The sequence below is a fragment of the Pseudomonas sp. BGI-2 genome, from assembly GCF_004310295.1.
Lineage (GTDB): Bacteria > Pseudomonadota > Gammaproteobacteria > Pseudomonadales > Pseudomonadaceae > Aquipseudomonas.
The window spans coordinates 24901-37878 of sequence record NZ_SISB01000056.1; the positions used below are offsets into that span (position 1 = coordinate 24901).

Here is a 12978-nt window from a genome sequence, read left to right on the forward strand (position 1 = left end):
TCAGACTCTAGCTTTAATGATCTGGTTCGCACAGTTACAACTTCTATACAGATGGAATGCAGGAGACCGCGTTGAGGCCATTCGCGGGCAAGCCTCGCTCCTACAGGAATGTGTCGTTCAAAGGATTTGCGTCCGACACATCCCGTAGGAGCGAGGCTTGCCCGCGAAGGCGTCTTTATAGACGCAGCAGAACTTCCTGCCATGTGGCGGTTTGCCGCACTTTTGCCTGCCTGCCCCCGTGCTTGGTTATACTCCGTGCGATCCGCCTGGAGCGCTCATCAGGAGAGCTCATGCTCGCCCCCGTTCAAATCACTTCCGCCACTCGCCAGAACCTCTGGCGGCTGACGTTCATCCGCACGTTGGTGCTCGCCGCTCAGGCCGGTTCCGTGGGGCTGGCCTACTGGTTCGACCTGCTGCCGTTGCCGTGGGTGCAACTGGCAATGACCCTGGGTTGTTCAACGCTGCTGTGCGCGTTCACGGCGGTTCGTCTGCGCACCTCGTGGCCGGTGACCGAGCTGGAATATGCCCTGCAACTGGCCTGCGATCTGTTTATCCACAGTGCCTTGCTGTATTTCTCCGGCGGCTCGACCAACCCGTTTGTCTCGTATTACCTGGTGCCGCTGACCATCGCCGCCGTGACGTTGCCGTGGCGCTATTCGGTGATTCTGTCCGGCATCGCGCTGGCGCTTTACACGTTGTTGCTGGCGCAGTTCTATCCGCTGGAAACCTTTCCCATCGCCCGGGAAAACCTGCAGATCTATGGCATGTGGCTGAGTTTCGCCCTCGCCGCAGCGGTCATCACGTTCTTCGCCGCGCGCATGGCCGAAGAGCTGCGCCGTCAGGAAGAATTGCGCGCCATCCGCCGTGAAGAAGGCCTGCGCGACCAGCAATTGCTGGCCGTTGCGACCCAGGCGGCGGGCGCGGCCCATGAGCTGGGCACGCCGTTGGCGACCATGAGCGTGCTGCTCAAGGAAATGCGCCAGGATCACCACGACCCGTTGTTGCAGGACGATTTGAGCGTGCTGCAGGATCAGGTCAAACTCTGCAAAGAGACCTTGCAGCAACTGGTGCGCGCCGCCGAGGCCAATCGCCGCTTGGCGGTGGAGATGCAGGACGTCACCGACTGGCTCGACGAAGCCCTCAATCGCTGGCACTTGATGCGTCCGGAAGCCAGTTACCGCTTCCAGCGCCTGGGCCAGGGCACCGTGCCGCGCATGGCGCCGCCGCCAGACCTGACGCAAGCGCTGCTGAATTTGCTGAACAACGCCGCCGATGCCTGCCCCGAAGGGTTGCAGGTGACGCTGGACTGGAATGCCGAGGACCTGACCATCAGCATTCGCGACCACGGCGCCGGTGTGCCGCTGGCCATTGCCGAACAGATCGGCAAACCGTTTTTTACCACTAAGGGCAAAGGTTTCGGCCTGGGCCTGTTTTTGAGCAAGGCCAGCGTGACACGCGCCGGCGGCTCAGTGAAACTCTACAGTCATGAGGAAGGCGGCACGCTCACCGAGCTGCGCCTGCCCCGTGTCGCCCGAGGAGACGAACATGAGTGACGAGATCCAAGTTGAAGGCGAAGAACTGCCGCATTTGCTGCTGGTAGACGACGATGCAACCTTTACCCGTGTGATGGCCCGCGCCATGGCCCGCCGCGGTTTTCGCGTCAGCACCGCCGGTTCCGCCGAAGAAGGACTGGTCATTGCCCAGGCTGATATCCCGGACTACGCCGCGCTGGACCTGAAAATGGACGGCGACTCGGGCCTGGTGTTGCTGCCCAAACTGCTCGAACTCGACCCGGAAATGCGCGTGGTAATCCTCACCGGTTATTCGAGCATTGCCACCGCCGTCGAGGCGATCAAGCGCGGCGCCTGCAATTACCTGTGCAAACCGGCGGACGCCGACGATGTGCTGGCCGCGCTGCTCTCCGAGCACGCCGACCTCGACACTCTGGTGCCGGAAAACCCGATGTCCGTGGACCGCCTGCAGTGGGAACACATCCAGCGCGTGCTCACCGAGCACGAAGGCAACATCTCCGCCACTGCCCGCGCCTTGGGCATGCACCGCCGCACGCTGCAGCGCAAACTGCAGAAGCGCCCGGTCCGTCGCTGAACGGACGCTGAACGATTATCGCCAGCCCTCGCGATAACACGAACCGATCATCTATGATCGGTTCGTGTGTGTTCTTTTCTTTATCGAGCCTTATCCATGAATCAGAACGCTGAGTATTCCGCGGTCAACGATACTGTGCGCGGGCAGTTTTTTCGAAAAGTCTGGGCGATGACCACGCCGTATTGGCGCAGCGAAGAGAAGGGCAAGGCCTGGACGTTGCTGATCGCCGTGATCGCGCTGTCGCTGTTCAGCGTGGCGATTTCGGTGTGGATCAACAGTTGGTACAAGGATTTTTACAACGCCCTGCAAAAGAAGGACGAAGCGGCCTTCTGGCAACTGATCCTGTATTTCTGCGGGATTGCGGCGGTGGCAATTCTCGGTGCGGTGTATCGGCTCTACCTGACCCAGATGCTGACGATTCGCTGGCGAGCCTGGCTCACGGAACAACACTTCGCTCGCTGGTTAGGCAACAAAAACTACTACCAGCTGGAGCAGGGTGGTTACACCGATAACCCGGACCAGCGGATTTCCGAAGACCTCAACAGCTTTACCAGCAATACCCTGGGTCTGGGCTTGGGCCTGATCCGCAACGTTGTCAGCCTGGTGTCGTTCTCGATCATTTTGTGGGGCGTGTCGGGCAGCATCGAAGTGTTCGGTTTCACCATTCCAGGCTACATGTTCTGGTGCGCACTGGTTTATGCAGCAGTCGGCAGCTGGCTGACGCATGTGATCGGCCGTCGTTTGATTGGCCTCAACAACAATCAACAACGCTTCGAAGCCGACCTGCGTTTCTCCATGGTACGGATTCGCGAGAATGCCGAAAGCATTGCGCTGTACAACGGCGAACCGAATGAAAACCGCCGTTTGAGCAACCGTTTCGGGCTGGTCTGGCACAACTTCTGGGACATCATGAAAGTGTCCAAGCGCCTGACCTTCTTCACCTCCGGCTATGGCCAGATCGCAATCATCTTCCCGTTCATGGTCGCCGCGCCGCGCTACTTCGCCGGCAAGATCGAACTGGGTGAGCTGATGCAAATCAACTCCGCCTTCGGCAACGTTCAAGAGAATTTCAGCTGGTTCATCAGCGCCTACCAGGACTTGGCCGCATGGCGCGCCACCTGCGATCGTCTGCTGAGTTTCCGTCAGGCCATGACCGACAACGAAGAGCGTGCACCGGCCATCGATGTGCAGACTTCGGGTACGGCATTGAAAGTGCACAACCTGGGCCTCGATCTGGCGGACGGTCGCCACTTGCTGACCAACGCCGACATGACCGTGGAGGAGGGCGAACGTGTGATGCTCAGCGGCCGTTCCGGCAGCGGCAAGTCCACCCTGCTGCGGGCGATGGGCCATCTGTGGCCTGCGGGTCATGGCAGCATTCGTCTGCCGACGGCGCGTTACCTGTTCCTGCCGCAAAAACCGTATCTGCCGATTGGCACGCTGCGCGAGGCGTTGAGTTATCCACAGGCCGGCGAGACCTATCCGCATGAACGATATGTGCATGTGCTGGAGACTTGCCGCTTGCCGCACCTCGTTGCGCGTCTGGACGAAGCCAATCACTGGCAGCGCATGCTGTCGCCGGGTGAACAGCAACGGCTGGCCTTCGCCCGTGCGCTGCTCTATGCACCGCAGTGGTTGTATATGGATGAAGCGACGTCGGCGATGGACGAAGAGGATGAAGCGTCGCTGTATCAGGCGTTGATCGATGAGATTCCGGGGCTGAGTATTCTCAGCGTCGGGCATCGCAGCAGCCTGAAGCGTTTCCATCCACGGCATGTGCGCATTGAAAATGGGCATCTGGTGGACCAGACCGTGACCGCCTGAACACCTCCGAACCTGTAGGAGCGAGGCTTGCCCGCGAAGGCCGTTACTCGGTTCCACATGAGAGCCGTGTCACCGTTCTTCGCGGGCAAGCCTCGCTCCTACAAAAGGGGTGATGGTGATCGTACAACCGCGTTGAGCTATGATGCGGTTTCAGCCGCAATTTTCGAGACAGACGTTCACCATGGAAAACCCGATCGACGCACCACGCCTCCCTCGCAAGCGCCGCAGCCTCGCACAGGAATTGGTGACGGTGCTGTCCGAGCAGATCCGCGACGGCCACCTCAAACGCGGCGACAAATTGCCCACCGAGTCGGCAATCATGGATGCCCATGGCGTCAGCCGCACCGTGGTGCGTGAAGCGATTTCCCGTTTGCAGGCGGCTGGCCAGGTGGAAACCCGCCACGGCATCGGCACCTTCGTGCTCGACACTCCGAGCCCGAGCGGTTTCCGTATCGACCCGGCGACCGTGGTCACCTTGCGGGATGTACTGGCGATCCTGGAACTGCGCATCAGCCTCGAAGTTGAATCCGCCGGCCTCGCCGCACAACGCCGAAGTGCCGAGCAGCTGGCCTTGATGCGCGCCGCGCTGGACGCCTTGAATGAAAGTGTCTCGCATGCCAGCGATGCCGTGGCGTCCGACTTCCAGTTTCACCTGCAAATCGCCTTGGCGACCGGCAACCGCTACTTCACCGACATCATGACCCACCTGGGCACCAGCATCATTCCGCGCACACGTCTGAACTCCGCGCGCCTGGCCCATGACGACCAGCAGCACTACATGAGTCGTCTGAGCCGTGAGCACGAAGAGATATACGACGCGATTGCGCGCCAGGATTCAGATGCGGCGCGGGCGGCGATGCGTTTGCATTTGACGAACAGTCGGGAGCGGCTGCGCCATGCTCATGAAGAGGCTGAGGCGCAGGGCTGATTGTGGTTTATGGTTTTAGTTGAACAACCAGATCAATGGAATCAGCCTGATTACCCGAGGCGCTGGTTACTCTGTATCGCAGCTTGGCAGTGGCATCTGGCACCAGACCTTTTTCAAAGGTCTCTTTCGGGATCGCAAACACCATTACCAAAGGGACGGGCTCCACCCGTTTCGTACCACTCCAGTGGTTTCCAGTTGAGGTCTGTACCGTAAATTCGACCTTATCGCCTACAGTCATATCTCCGTGCGGCGTAACCTCGCCGTGCGCGGGACCTGTCAGCTTGCCAACGTAAAGAACATCATTGTTGGCTTCTTTAAGGACAGGTGCAGGCATAGTTTTCTCTTGCGCAGTCATGATCAAAATCCTTTTAACAATCAAACCGTTTGAAAGGCGCGAGGTGGAAAGCTTCGCTGACGGAGCCGGTTTGTTAACTCCGGAACCATTTAGGCTGCATTGGCAATCGCTGGGCTACTGTCAGAAATTACAGTTCCGACAAACGGTCAGCGGCTATCTGATCAATCAGCTGCGTCAGGGGAAATGCCATCGCGAGCAGGCTCGCTCCCACATTGGGTCAATGGCGCCCACAAATAATGTGTTCACCGAAGATCCCTTGTGGGAGTGAGCCTGCTCGCGATGGGGCCATCGGCTTCAGCCAGTCTTCAGAATCGAGCGATCCACTCGCACGGCCAACTCAGTCGTCACAGATTTAACATCGAACGTCACCCTTCCATGCTTATCCACAACCCCCCGAGCAATCGACACACCCATGGACAACAATTCCAACGGCGCACCCTTCAGCGATTGTCCCGAAGGCAATTCCAGCTTCAATTTGATAGTCATCATCGATCTCCTTATCAGGCCACGTTGCCAGTGGGTTTGTAGTCCTTGAGCAGCAAGTAAGTGCTCCAGCCCCACCAGTCATCGACAGTGGCGGTGTCGTTCAGGTTGTTGACGTCCTTGCGCCGCAGCACTTTGCTGCCTTCTACCCGGAACAGCGGTGAAAAGTTGTTCGCCAGATTCTGCACGGCTTGCAGATCCGGCGTCTTTTTCAAGGCGCCGAAGTTGCCGGGTGCCTGCACTGTGCCACTGAGATACGCCGCAAACACTTCATCCGCCGACACCTGAACCGCCTGATTCACCTGGACGCGATTGGCGCTGTCGATGGCGTCGAAGTAGCGCTTGTCCCCATACGCGCGCCATTGATCGCCGTTGCCGTTGCGCACATTGAGGCCGAACTTGCTGTCTTCGTCGTGCATGAAACGGGTAATCAACGAGCCCAGATCACTTGGCGTTACCACCGCTGCGAGCTGTTTACGCGGCACTCGCAAATGGCCGGCAGAAAACAGATCGGTCAGGTAGTGATCGGCAAACGCGTTCATCGCGTAGGCCAGTTCCAGCTGCTTTTCATCGCCGCTGCTGTGAGCCTTTACCGCTTGTTGCAGCGCCGCGGCATGCCCGGCGATGTACGCCAGCAGCGCCCACTCGGCGAAGTGATCGGCATTGTTGGCGGCCAGTTTCAGATAGCGTCCCAATGGAAACAGCGCCGAGACGAAACTGCCGCCGCCGGTGATTTTGTTCCACTCTTCGGACAACGTATCTCCGAGTGCGTCATATGCCTCGTGAGGTTGTTTTCCATCCTTGATCGCCTGTTTAACGGCGGCGATTTCCTTCTGCATGACGCCGAGAATCAGCTTCGCCTCTGCATTGGAGGCAGGCAGTACGGCCAGCGAGTTGAAGGCATTGATAAACCGCTGAATGCGATCGGCAGCGGTGGCGCCTTCGCTGACCGGTTGATCGGGAATGCCATAAAAATCGCCGCCCAGGGCGACGATCTGGCCATAGGTCAGCGCCAGTCCATTGGGTAAATGAAGCGCTACTTGCGAGGCAGGGACAGCGGGGGCGTCCTTGATGAAACGCAGCAGCGTGCTGTCACCGATGGCGGTGTGCTCGCCGCCCTCGAACTTCAGCTGCGGCTTGCCTTTCATGGCTTTGCCGGGCGGAGCGTTAGAGTGTGCGTCTTTATGTTCGGCGATCTGCAGCATCAGCGAACTGTCAGCGGTGATGGCGATTCCGTTTTCGGTAAAAAGATCATCCAGGTTCGCGATGATCTGCTTGGGTTTTTCCTGCGGTTGAGTGTGTAGACCTGACATTTCTAGCTCCTTGATATGTCGTCGGTATGATTCGAAATAACTGTACATATATACAGCCATTCGGAGCTTAGGCGAGAAATCTCCTACGTCAAGAAAATCCCTTTCCGACACAAATTGCGGGCGCACCGATGAAATGCAGTTGACGGTTATTATTTGAGTTGTACGATGACCTACAACTCGACCGTAGGCTAAATGCTTTTCTCACACAAACGTCGCTTCCCAGGGTGTTCGAATAATGAATCCACAAGAACTGAAGTCCATCCTCTCTTCCGGCCTGCTGTCTTTCCCGGTCACCGATTTCAATGCCCAGGGCGATTTCCATCGCGCTGGCTACATCAAGCGTCTCGAATGGCTGGCCCCATACGGCGCCACGGCATTGTTCGCCGCGGGCGGCACCGGTGAGTTCTTCTCTCTGGCGGCCAGCGAATACTCGGAAATAATCAAGACTGCCGTCGACACCTGCGAAACCAGCGTGCCGATTCTGGCCGGCGTTGGCGGTTCGACTCGTCAAGCCATCGAGTACGCACAGGAAGCCGAGCGTCTGGGCGCCAAAGGCCTGTTGCTGCTGCCGCACTACCTGACCGAAGCCAGCCAGGACGGCGTTGCCGCCCACGTTGAAGCCGTGTGCAAATCGGTGAAAATCGGCGTGGTGGTTTACAACCGCAACGTCTGCCGCCTGACCGCTCCGTTGCTGGAGCGCTTGGCCGAGCGCTGCCCGAACCTGATTGGCTACAAGGATGGCCTGGGTGATATCGAGTTGATGGTGTCGATCCGTCGCCGCCTCGCAGATCGCTTTAGCTATCTGGGCGGTTTGCCGACCGCTGAAGTGTACGCCGCTGCCTACAAGGCCTTGGGTGTGCCGGTCTACTCCTCGGCGGTGTTCAACTTCATCCCGAAAACCGCGATGGATTTCTACCACGCCATTGCCCGCGAAGATCACGCCACCGTTGGCAAGATCATCGACGACTTCTTCCTGCCGTACCTGGACATCCGTAACCGCAAAGCCGGTTACGCGGTGAGCATCGTCAAGGCCGGGGCGAAAATCGCAGGCTTCGACGCAGGTCCTGTACGTGCGCCGCTGACCGATCTGACGGGCGAAGAGTACGAAATGCTCGCCGCGCTGATCGACAAGCAAGGTGCTCAGTAACACACCCGATTAAACAAGGCCGCTGAGCAATCAGCGGCTTTTTGCGTGAGGAGATTGCTTGTGGCTGATTCAAAGCGTTTTGATAACTACATCGGTGGCCAATGGGTTGCCGGCACCGACTACTCCACCAACATCAACCCGTCGGAGTTGACCGACACCATTGGCGAGTACGCCAAGGCTGATCTGGCTCAAGTCCATGCCGCCATCGACGCCGCTCGCGCCGCGTTCCCGGCGTGGTCGACTTCGGGCATTCAGGCTCGCCACGATTCACTGGATAAAGTCGGCAGCGAAATCCTCGCCCGCCGCGAAGAGCTCGGCACCTTGCTGGCTCGGGAAGAGGGCAAGACCCTGCCTGAGGCCATCGGCGAAGTCACTCGCGCCGGCAACATCTTCAAGTTCTTCGCCGGCGAATGCCTGCGCTTGTCCGGCGACTACTTGCCGTCGGTACGTCCGGGTGTGAACGTCGAAGTGACGCGCGAAGCGCTGGGAGTGGTCGGTCTGATCACCCCGTGGAACTTCCCGATCGCGATCCCTGCGTGGAAAATCGCCCCGGCCCTGGCCTACGGCAACTGCGTTGTGCTGAAACCGGCCGATCTGGTGCCGGGTTGCGCCTGGGCACTGGCCGAAATCATCTCCCGCGCAGGCTTCCCGGCCGGCGTGTTCAACCTGGTGATGGGCAGCGGTCGAGTGGTTGGCGATGCGCTGGTGCAGAGCCCGAAAGTTGACGGCATCAGCTTCACCGGTTCCGTCGGTGTCGGTCGTCAGATCGCGGTCAGCTGCGTGTCGCGCCAGGCCAAGGTTCAGCTGGAAATGGGTGGCAAGAACCCGCAGATCATTCTCGACGACGCCGACCTCAAACAAGCGGTCGAGCTGTCGGTACAGAGCGCGTTCTACTCCACCGGTCAGCGTTGCACGGCGTCGAGCCGCTTCATCGTCACCGCCGGCATCCACGACAAGTTCGTCGAAGCCATGGCCGAGCGCATGAAGTCGATCAAGGTCGGCCACGCGCTGAAAACCGGCACCGATATCGGTCCGGTGGTCTCGCAAGCCCAGCTTGAACAGGACTTGAAATACATCGACATCGGCCAGTCCGAAGGTGCTCGTCTGGTCAGCGGCGGTGGCTTGGTGACTTGCGATACCGAGGGCTACTACCTCGCGCCAACCCTGTTTGCCGACAGCGAAGCCGCGATGCGCATCAGCCGTGAAGAGATTTTCGGCCCGGTCGCCAACGTCGTTCGCGTCGCGGATTACGAGGCCGCGCTGGCCATGGCCAACGACACCGAATTCGGTCTGTCCGCGGGCATCGCCACCACATCGTTGAAGTACGCCAACCACTTCAAGCGCCACTCCCAGGCCGGGATGGTGATGGTCAACCTGCCGACGGCGGGCGTGGATTACCACGTTCCATTCGGTGGGCGTAAAGGTTCATCCTATGGATCACGTGAGCAAGGTCGCTATGCACAAGAGTTCTACACCGTGATGAAAACCTCTTACATCGGTTCCTGATACACCGCAATACCTGTGGGAGCTGGCCTGCCAGCGATGGCATCACCGCGGTGTGACTGACATACCGATGTGCCCGTATCGCTGGCAGGCCAGCTCCCACAAAAAACAACACCGTTATTACCCGCATAAAAATAATCAGTGGGAGTACATCTATATGCAATCGACCCAGAAGCCGACTCACGTCCGCTATTTGATCCTGCTCATGCTGTTTCTGGTGACCACGATCAACTACGCCGACCGGGCCACTATCGCCATCGCAGGCTCCAGCCTGCAAAAAGACCTCGGCATCGACGCGGTCACCCTCGGTTACATCTTCTCTGCATTCGGTTGGGCCTACGTGGCCGGGCAAATTCCCGGTGGCTGGCTGCTGGACCGTTTTGGTTCGAAAAAAATCTACGCGCTGAGCATCTTCACCTGGTCGCTGTTCACCGTGCTGCAGGGCTACGTCGGTGAGTTCGGCATGTCCACGGCGATCGTTGCGCTGTTCATGCTGCGCTTCCTGGTGGGCCTGGCCGAAGCGCCATCCTTCCCCGGTAACGCACGCATTGTGGCGGCCTGGTTCCCGACGGCTGAACGCGGGACTGCTTCGGCGATTTTCAACTCGGCGCAATACTTCGCCACGGTGCTGTTTGCGCCGCTGATGGGTTGGATCGTCTACAGCTTCGGCTGGCAGCACGTGTTCATTGTCATGGGCGTGATCGGCATTATCTTCTCCGGGATCTGGTTGAAGGTTATCCACAGCCCGCGTCAGCATCCGATGATCAACGATGCCGAGTTCAAGCATATCGCCGACAACGGCGGCATGGTCGACATGGACCAGGACAAAGGCAAAGACAAAAAGGTCGACGGTCCGAAGTGGGACTACATCCGCCAGTTGCTCACCAACCGCATGATGCTCGGCGTGTACCTGGGCCAATACTGCATCAACGGCATCACCTACTTCTTCCTGACCTGGTTCCCGGTGTACCTGGTGCAAGAGCGCGGCATGACCATCCTCAAGGCCGGTTTCGTTGCCTCGTTGCCGGCGATCTGCGGCTTTATCGGCGGTGTGCTCGGCGGCGTGATTTCCGACTACCTGCTGCGCAAAGGGCATTCTCTGACCTTCGCCCGCAAGGCGCCGATCATCGCTGGTTTGCTGGTCTCCAGCAGCATCGTGGCGTGCAACTATGTCGATGTTGAATGGATGGTCGTTGGCTTCATGGCCCTGGCCTTCTTCGGCAAAGGCGTGGGTGCGTTGGGTTGGGCTGTGGTGTCCGACACCTCGCCAAAACAGATCGCCGGTCTCAGCGGTGGCTTGTTCAACACCTTCGGCAACATTGCTTCGATCACCACGCCAATCGTGATCGGTTACATCATCAGCTCCACCGGTTCGTTCAAATGGGCGCTGGTGTTTGTCGGCTGCAACGCACTGGTGGCGGTGTTCAGCTATTTGGTGATCGTCGGTCCGATCAAGCGTGTGGTGCTTAAAGAACCGCCAGTCAGTGGTCCTGAAACAAACAACAAATTGTCTCAAGCGCATTCCTGAGGAGCGGCGTCATGCAGTTGATTGAACATTCCGACTCGCCGCGCTACATCCGCCTGCACGAGCGGGACAACGTCGTGATCGTGGTCAATGACCAAGGAGTGCCGGCCGGCACCGAGTTTCCGGACGGCCTGGTCACCGTGGACTTCGTGCCACAGAGCCACAAGGTCACCCTGGAAGACATTCCCGAGGGCGGCCAGGTGATTCGTTACGGCCAGACCATTGGCTACGCGTTGCAGCCGATTCCGCGCGGCAGCTGGGTCAAGGAAGATCAACTGCGCATGCCCACCGCGCCACCGCTGGATAACTTGCCGCTGTCCACCGAAGTGCCGGCGGCGCAGGCACCGCTGGAAGGCTTTACGTTCGAGGGTTATCGCAACGCCGACGGCACCGTCGGCACGCGCAACATTCTGGGGATTACCACGACGGTTCAGTGCGTCACTGGCGTGCTCGATCATGCGGTCCAGCGCATCAAGGACGAGTTGCTGCCCAATTACCCGAACGTCGATGACGTGGTCGCGCTGACCCACAGTTACGGCTGTGGCGTGGCGATTACTGCGACTGACGCGTACATCCCGATCCGTACCGTGCGCAACCTGGCGCGTAATCCGAATCTGGGTGGCGAAGCGTTGGTGATCAGCCTCGGCTGCGAGAAATTGCAGGCCGGGCAGGTGATGCACGAGAACGACAGCTCGGTGGATTTGAGCGATCCGTGGCTGTACCGCTTGCAGGATTCCAGTCACGGTTTCACTGAGATGATCGAGCAGATCATGGCGTTGGCCGAGACCCGTTTGAAGAAGCTCGATCAGCGTCGCCGGGAAACGGTGCCGGCGTCCGAGCTGATTCTCGGCATGCAGTGCGGCGGCAGCGATGCGTTTTCCGGCATAACCGCCAACCCGGCGCTGGGTTATGCCTCGGATCTGTTGCTGCGGGCGGGCGCGACGGTGATGTTTTCCGAAGTCACCGAAGTGCGCGACGCCATTTACCTGCTGACGTCCCGTGCGGAAACCGAGGAAGTGGCTCAGGAACTGGTGCGGGAAATGGACTGGTACGACCGCTACCTGGCCAAGGGTGAAGCGGATCGTAGCGCCAACACCACGCCGGGGAACAAGAAGGGCGGTCTGTCGAATATTGTCGAGAAGTCCCTGGGCTCAATCGTCAAATCCGGCAGCAGCGCGATCAATGGGGTACTGGGCCCTGGCGAGCGTTTCAAGCGCAAAGGGCTGATTTTCTGTGCGACCCCGGCCAGTGATTTTGTCTGCGGGACGTTGCAATTGGCAGCGGGGATGAACCTGCATGTGTTCACCACCGGGCGTGGTACGCCTTATGGGTTGGCGATGGCGCCGGTGGTGAAGGTGTCGACCCGGACCGAGCTGGCGCAGCGCTGGCCGGACCTGATCGACATTGATGCCGGGCGGATTGCGACCGGGCGGGCTTCGATTGAAGACCTTGGGTGGGAGTTGTTTCACTACTATCTGGACGTGGCCAGCGGCAAGAAACAGACGTGGGCGGAGCAGCATAAGCTGCATAACGACATTACCCTCTTTAATCCGGCGCCGATCACTTAAGACTGCGTTATCGTTCTTCGCGGGCAAGCCTCGCTCCTACAGGTCCGTGCCGCGCACGGAAATGTGTACGACACGGACCTGTAGGAGCGAGGCTTGCCCTAATGCCAGTCAGTTAAGCCCTCCAGCCCTCTTTTTGGGGTATTTGACTGGTCTAGGCTTGACCACTCTTGGGTAACTTCGCTCTCGTCTGGCTGGCAGTATGAAGTGCTGAGCCTGGATTCTCAGT

General features: G+C 59.1%; 12 protein-coding genes. 9 read left to right on the forward strand and 3 right to left on the reverse strand.

Features of this window, described 5'->3' with window-relative positions; genetic code table 11:
• Positions 1 to 290 precede the first annotated feature (290 nt).
• The 4 genes from EYC95_RS27490 to EYC95_RS27505 all read left to right on the forward strand — a co-directional run bounded on the left by EYC95_RS27490 (position 291) and on the right by EYC95_RS27505 (position 4858).
• The gene (locus tag EYC95_RS27490; protein ID WP_131063121.1) at positions 291 to 1553 is read left to right on the forward strand and encodes an ATP-binding protein; all 1263 of its coding nucleotides are present in this window, start codon (positions 291 to 293) and stop codon (positions 1551 to 1553) included.
• On the forward strand, positions 1546 to 2106 hold the full coding sequence (locus EYC95_RS27495) for a response regulator transcription factor (protein WP_109627955.1): 561 nt from the start codon (positions 1546 to 1548) through the stop codon (positions 2104 to 2106). The genes EYC95_RS27490 and EYC95_RS27495 overlap by 8 nt, the downstream gene beginning before the upstream one ends.
• Positions 2107 to 2202: 96 nt before the next feature.
• The gene (locus EYC95_RS27500) at positions 2203 to 3930 is read left to right on the forward strand and encodes an ABC transporter ATP-binding protein/permease (protein ID WP_131063122.1); all 1728 of its coding nucleotides are present in this window, start codon (positions 2203 to 2205) and stop codon (positions 3928 to 3930) included.
• 181 nt (positions 3931 to 4111) lie between these two features.
• Complete coding sequence (locus EYC95_RS27505; RefSeq protein ID WP_178083857.1) at positions 4112 to 4858, forward strand: FadR/GntR family transcriptional regulator; 747 nt, start codon at positions 4112 to 4114, stop codon at positions 4856 to 4858.
• Positions 4859 to 4865: 7 nt separating this feature from the next.
• On the opposite strand, the gene EYC95_RS27510 is transcribed toward EYC95_RS27505, so the two are convergent.
• The gene (locus tag EYC95_RS27510; protein ID WP_131063123.1) at positions 4866 to 5213 is read right to left on the reverse strand and encodes a hypothetical protein; all 348 of its coding nucleotides are present in this window, start codon (positions 5211 to 5213) and stop codon (positions 4866 to 4868) included.
• On the opposite strand from EYC95_RS27510, the gene EYC95_RS27515 reads away from it, so the two are divergent.
• The gene (locus EYC95_RS27515) at positions 5212 to 5481 is read left to right on the forward strand and encodes a hypothetical protein (RefSeq protein WP_131063124.1); all 270 of its coding nucleotides are present in this window, start codon (positions 5212 to 5214) and stop codon (positions 5479 to 5481) included. The two genes, EYC95_RS27510 and EYC95_RS27515, sit on opposite strands and share 2 nt — an antisense overlap.
• A 26-nt stretch (positions 5482 to 5507) precedes the next feature.
• On the opposite strand, the gene EYC95_RS27520 is transcribed toward EYC95_RS27515, so the two are convergent.
• Together EYC95_RS27520 and EYC95_RS27525 are read right to left on the reverse strand one after the other, a co-directional pair.
• Entirely contained in the window at positions 5508 to 5699 is a 192-nt protein-coding gene (locus tag EYC95_RS27520) for a hypothetical protein (protein ID WP_131063125.1), read from the reverse strand.
• 14 nt (positions 5700 to 5713) lie between these two features.
• Complete coding sequence (locus tag EYC95_RS27525) at positions 5714 to 7009, reverse strand: phospholipase (RefSeq protein WP_131063126.1); 1296 nt, start codon at positions 7007 to 7009, stop codon at positions 5714 to 5716.
• 235 nt (positions 7010 to 7244) lie between these two features.
• Between EYC95_RS27525 and kdgD the strand changes: the two genes are divergently transcribed.
• From kdgD to garD, 4 genes are read left to right on the forward strand one after another with little or no spacing between them, the layout of a single operon-like run.
• Positions 7245 to 8156: a 5-dehydro-4-deoxyglucarate dehydratase gene (kdgD, locus tag EYC95_RS27530; protein ID WP_131063127.1), complete on the forward strand. Its 912-nt coding sequence runs from the start codon at positions 7245 to 7247 to the stop codon at positions 8154 to 8156.
• A 60-nt stretch (positions 8157 to 8216) separates the two neighbouring features.
• A complete protein-coding gene (locus EYC95_RS27535; protein ID WP_131063128.1) occupies positions 8217 to 9662 on the forward strand; it encodes an aldehyde dehydrogenase family protein in 1446 nt (481 codons plus the stop codon).
• A gap of 52 nt (positions 9663 to 9714) precedes the next feature.
• Positions 9715 to 11187, forward strand: a complete 1473-nt coding sequence (locus EYC95_RS27540; protein WP_371928441.1) for an MFS transporter — start codon at positions 9715 to 9717, stop codon at positions 11185 to 11187.
• A gap of 11 nt (positions 11188 to 11198) precedes the next feature.
• On the forward strand, positions 11199 to 12752 hold the full coding sequence (gene garD / locus EYC95_RS27545; protein ID WP_131063129.1) for a galactarate dehydratase: 1554 nt from the start codon (positions 11199 to 11201) through the stop codon (positions 12750 to 12752).
• Positions 12753 to 12978 lie beyond the last annotated feature (226 nt).

What these genes read in the sequence shown, in the direction of transcription:
- EYC95_RS27490 (WP_131063121.1), top strand. Translation starts at nt 291, where the DNA reads ATGCTCGCCCCCGTTCAAATCACTTCCGCCACTCGCCAGAACCTCTGG.
- EYC95_RS27495 (WP_109627955.1), top strand. Translation starts at nt 1,546, where the DNA reads ATGAGTGACGAGATCCAAGTTGAAGGCGAAGAACTGCCGCATTTGCTG.
- EYC95_RS27500 (WP_131063122.1), top strand. Translation starts at nt 2,203, where the DNA reads ATGAATCAGAACGCTGAGTATTCCGCGGTCAACGATACTGTGCGCGGG.
- EYC95_RS27505 (WP_178083857.1), top strand. Translation starts at nt 4,112, where the DNA reads ATGGAAAACCCGATCGACGCACCACGCCTCCCTCGCAAGCGCCGCAGC.
- EYC95_RS27515 (WP_131063124.1), top strand. Translation starts at nt 5,212, where the DNA reads ATGATCAAAATCCTTTTAACAATCAAACCGTTTGAAAGGCGCGAGGTG.
- EYC95_RS27510 (WP_131063123.1), bottom strand. Translation starts at nt 5,213, where the DNA reads ATGACTGCGCAAGAGAAAACTATGCCTGCACCTGTCCTTAAAGAAGCC.
- EYC95_RS27520 (WP_131063125.1), bottom strand. Translation starts at nt 5,699, where the DNA reads ATGACTATCAAATTGAAGCTGGAATTGCCTTCGGGACAATCGCTGAAG.
- EYC95_RS27525 (WP_131063126.1), bottom strand. Translation starts at nt 7,009, where the DNA reads ATGTCAGGTCTACACACTCAACCGCAGGAAAAACCCAAGCAGATCATC.
- kdgD (WP_131063127.1), top strand. Translation starts at nt 7,245, where the DNA reads ATGAATCCACAAGAACTGAAGTCCATCCTCTCTTCCGGCCTGCTGTCT.
- garD (WP_131063129.1), top strand. Translation starts at nt 11,199, where the DNA reads ATGCAGTTGATTGAACATTCCGACTCGCCGCGCTACATCCGCCTGCAC.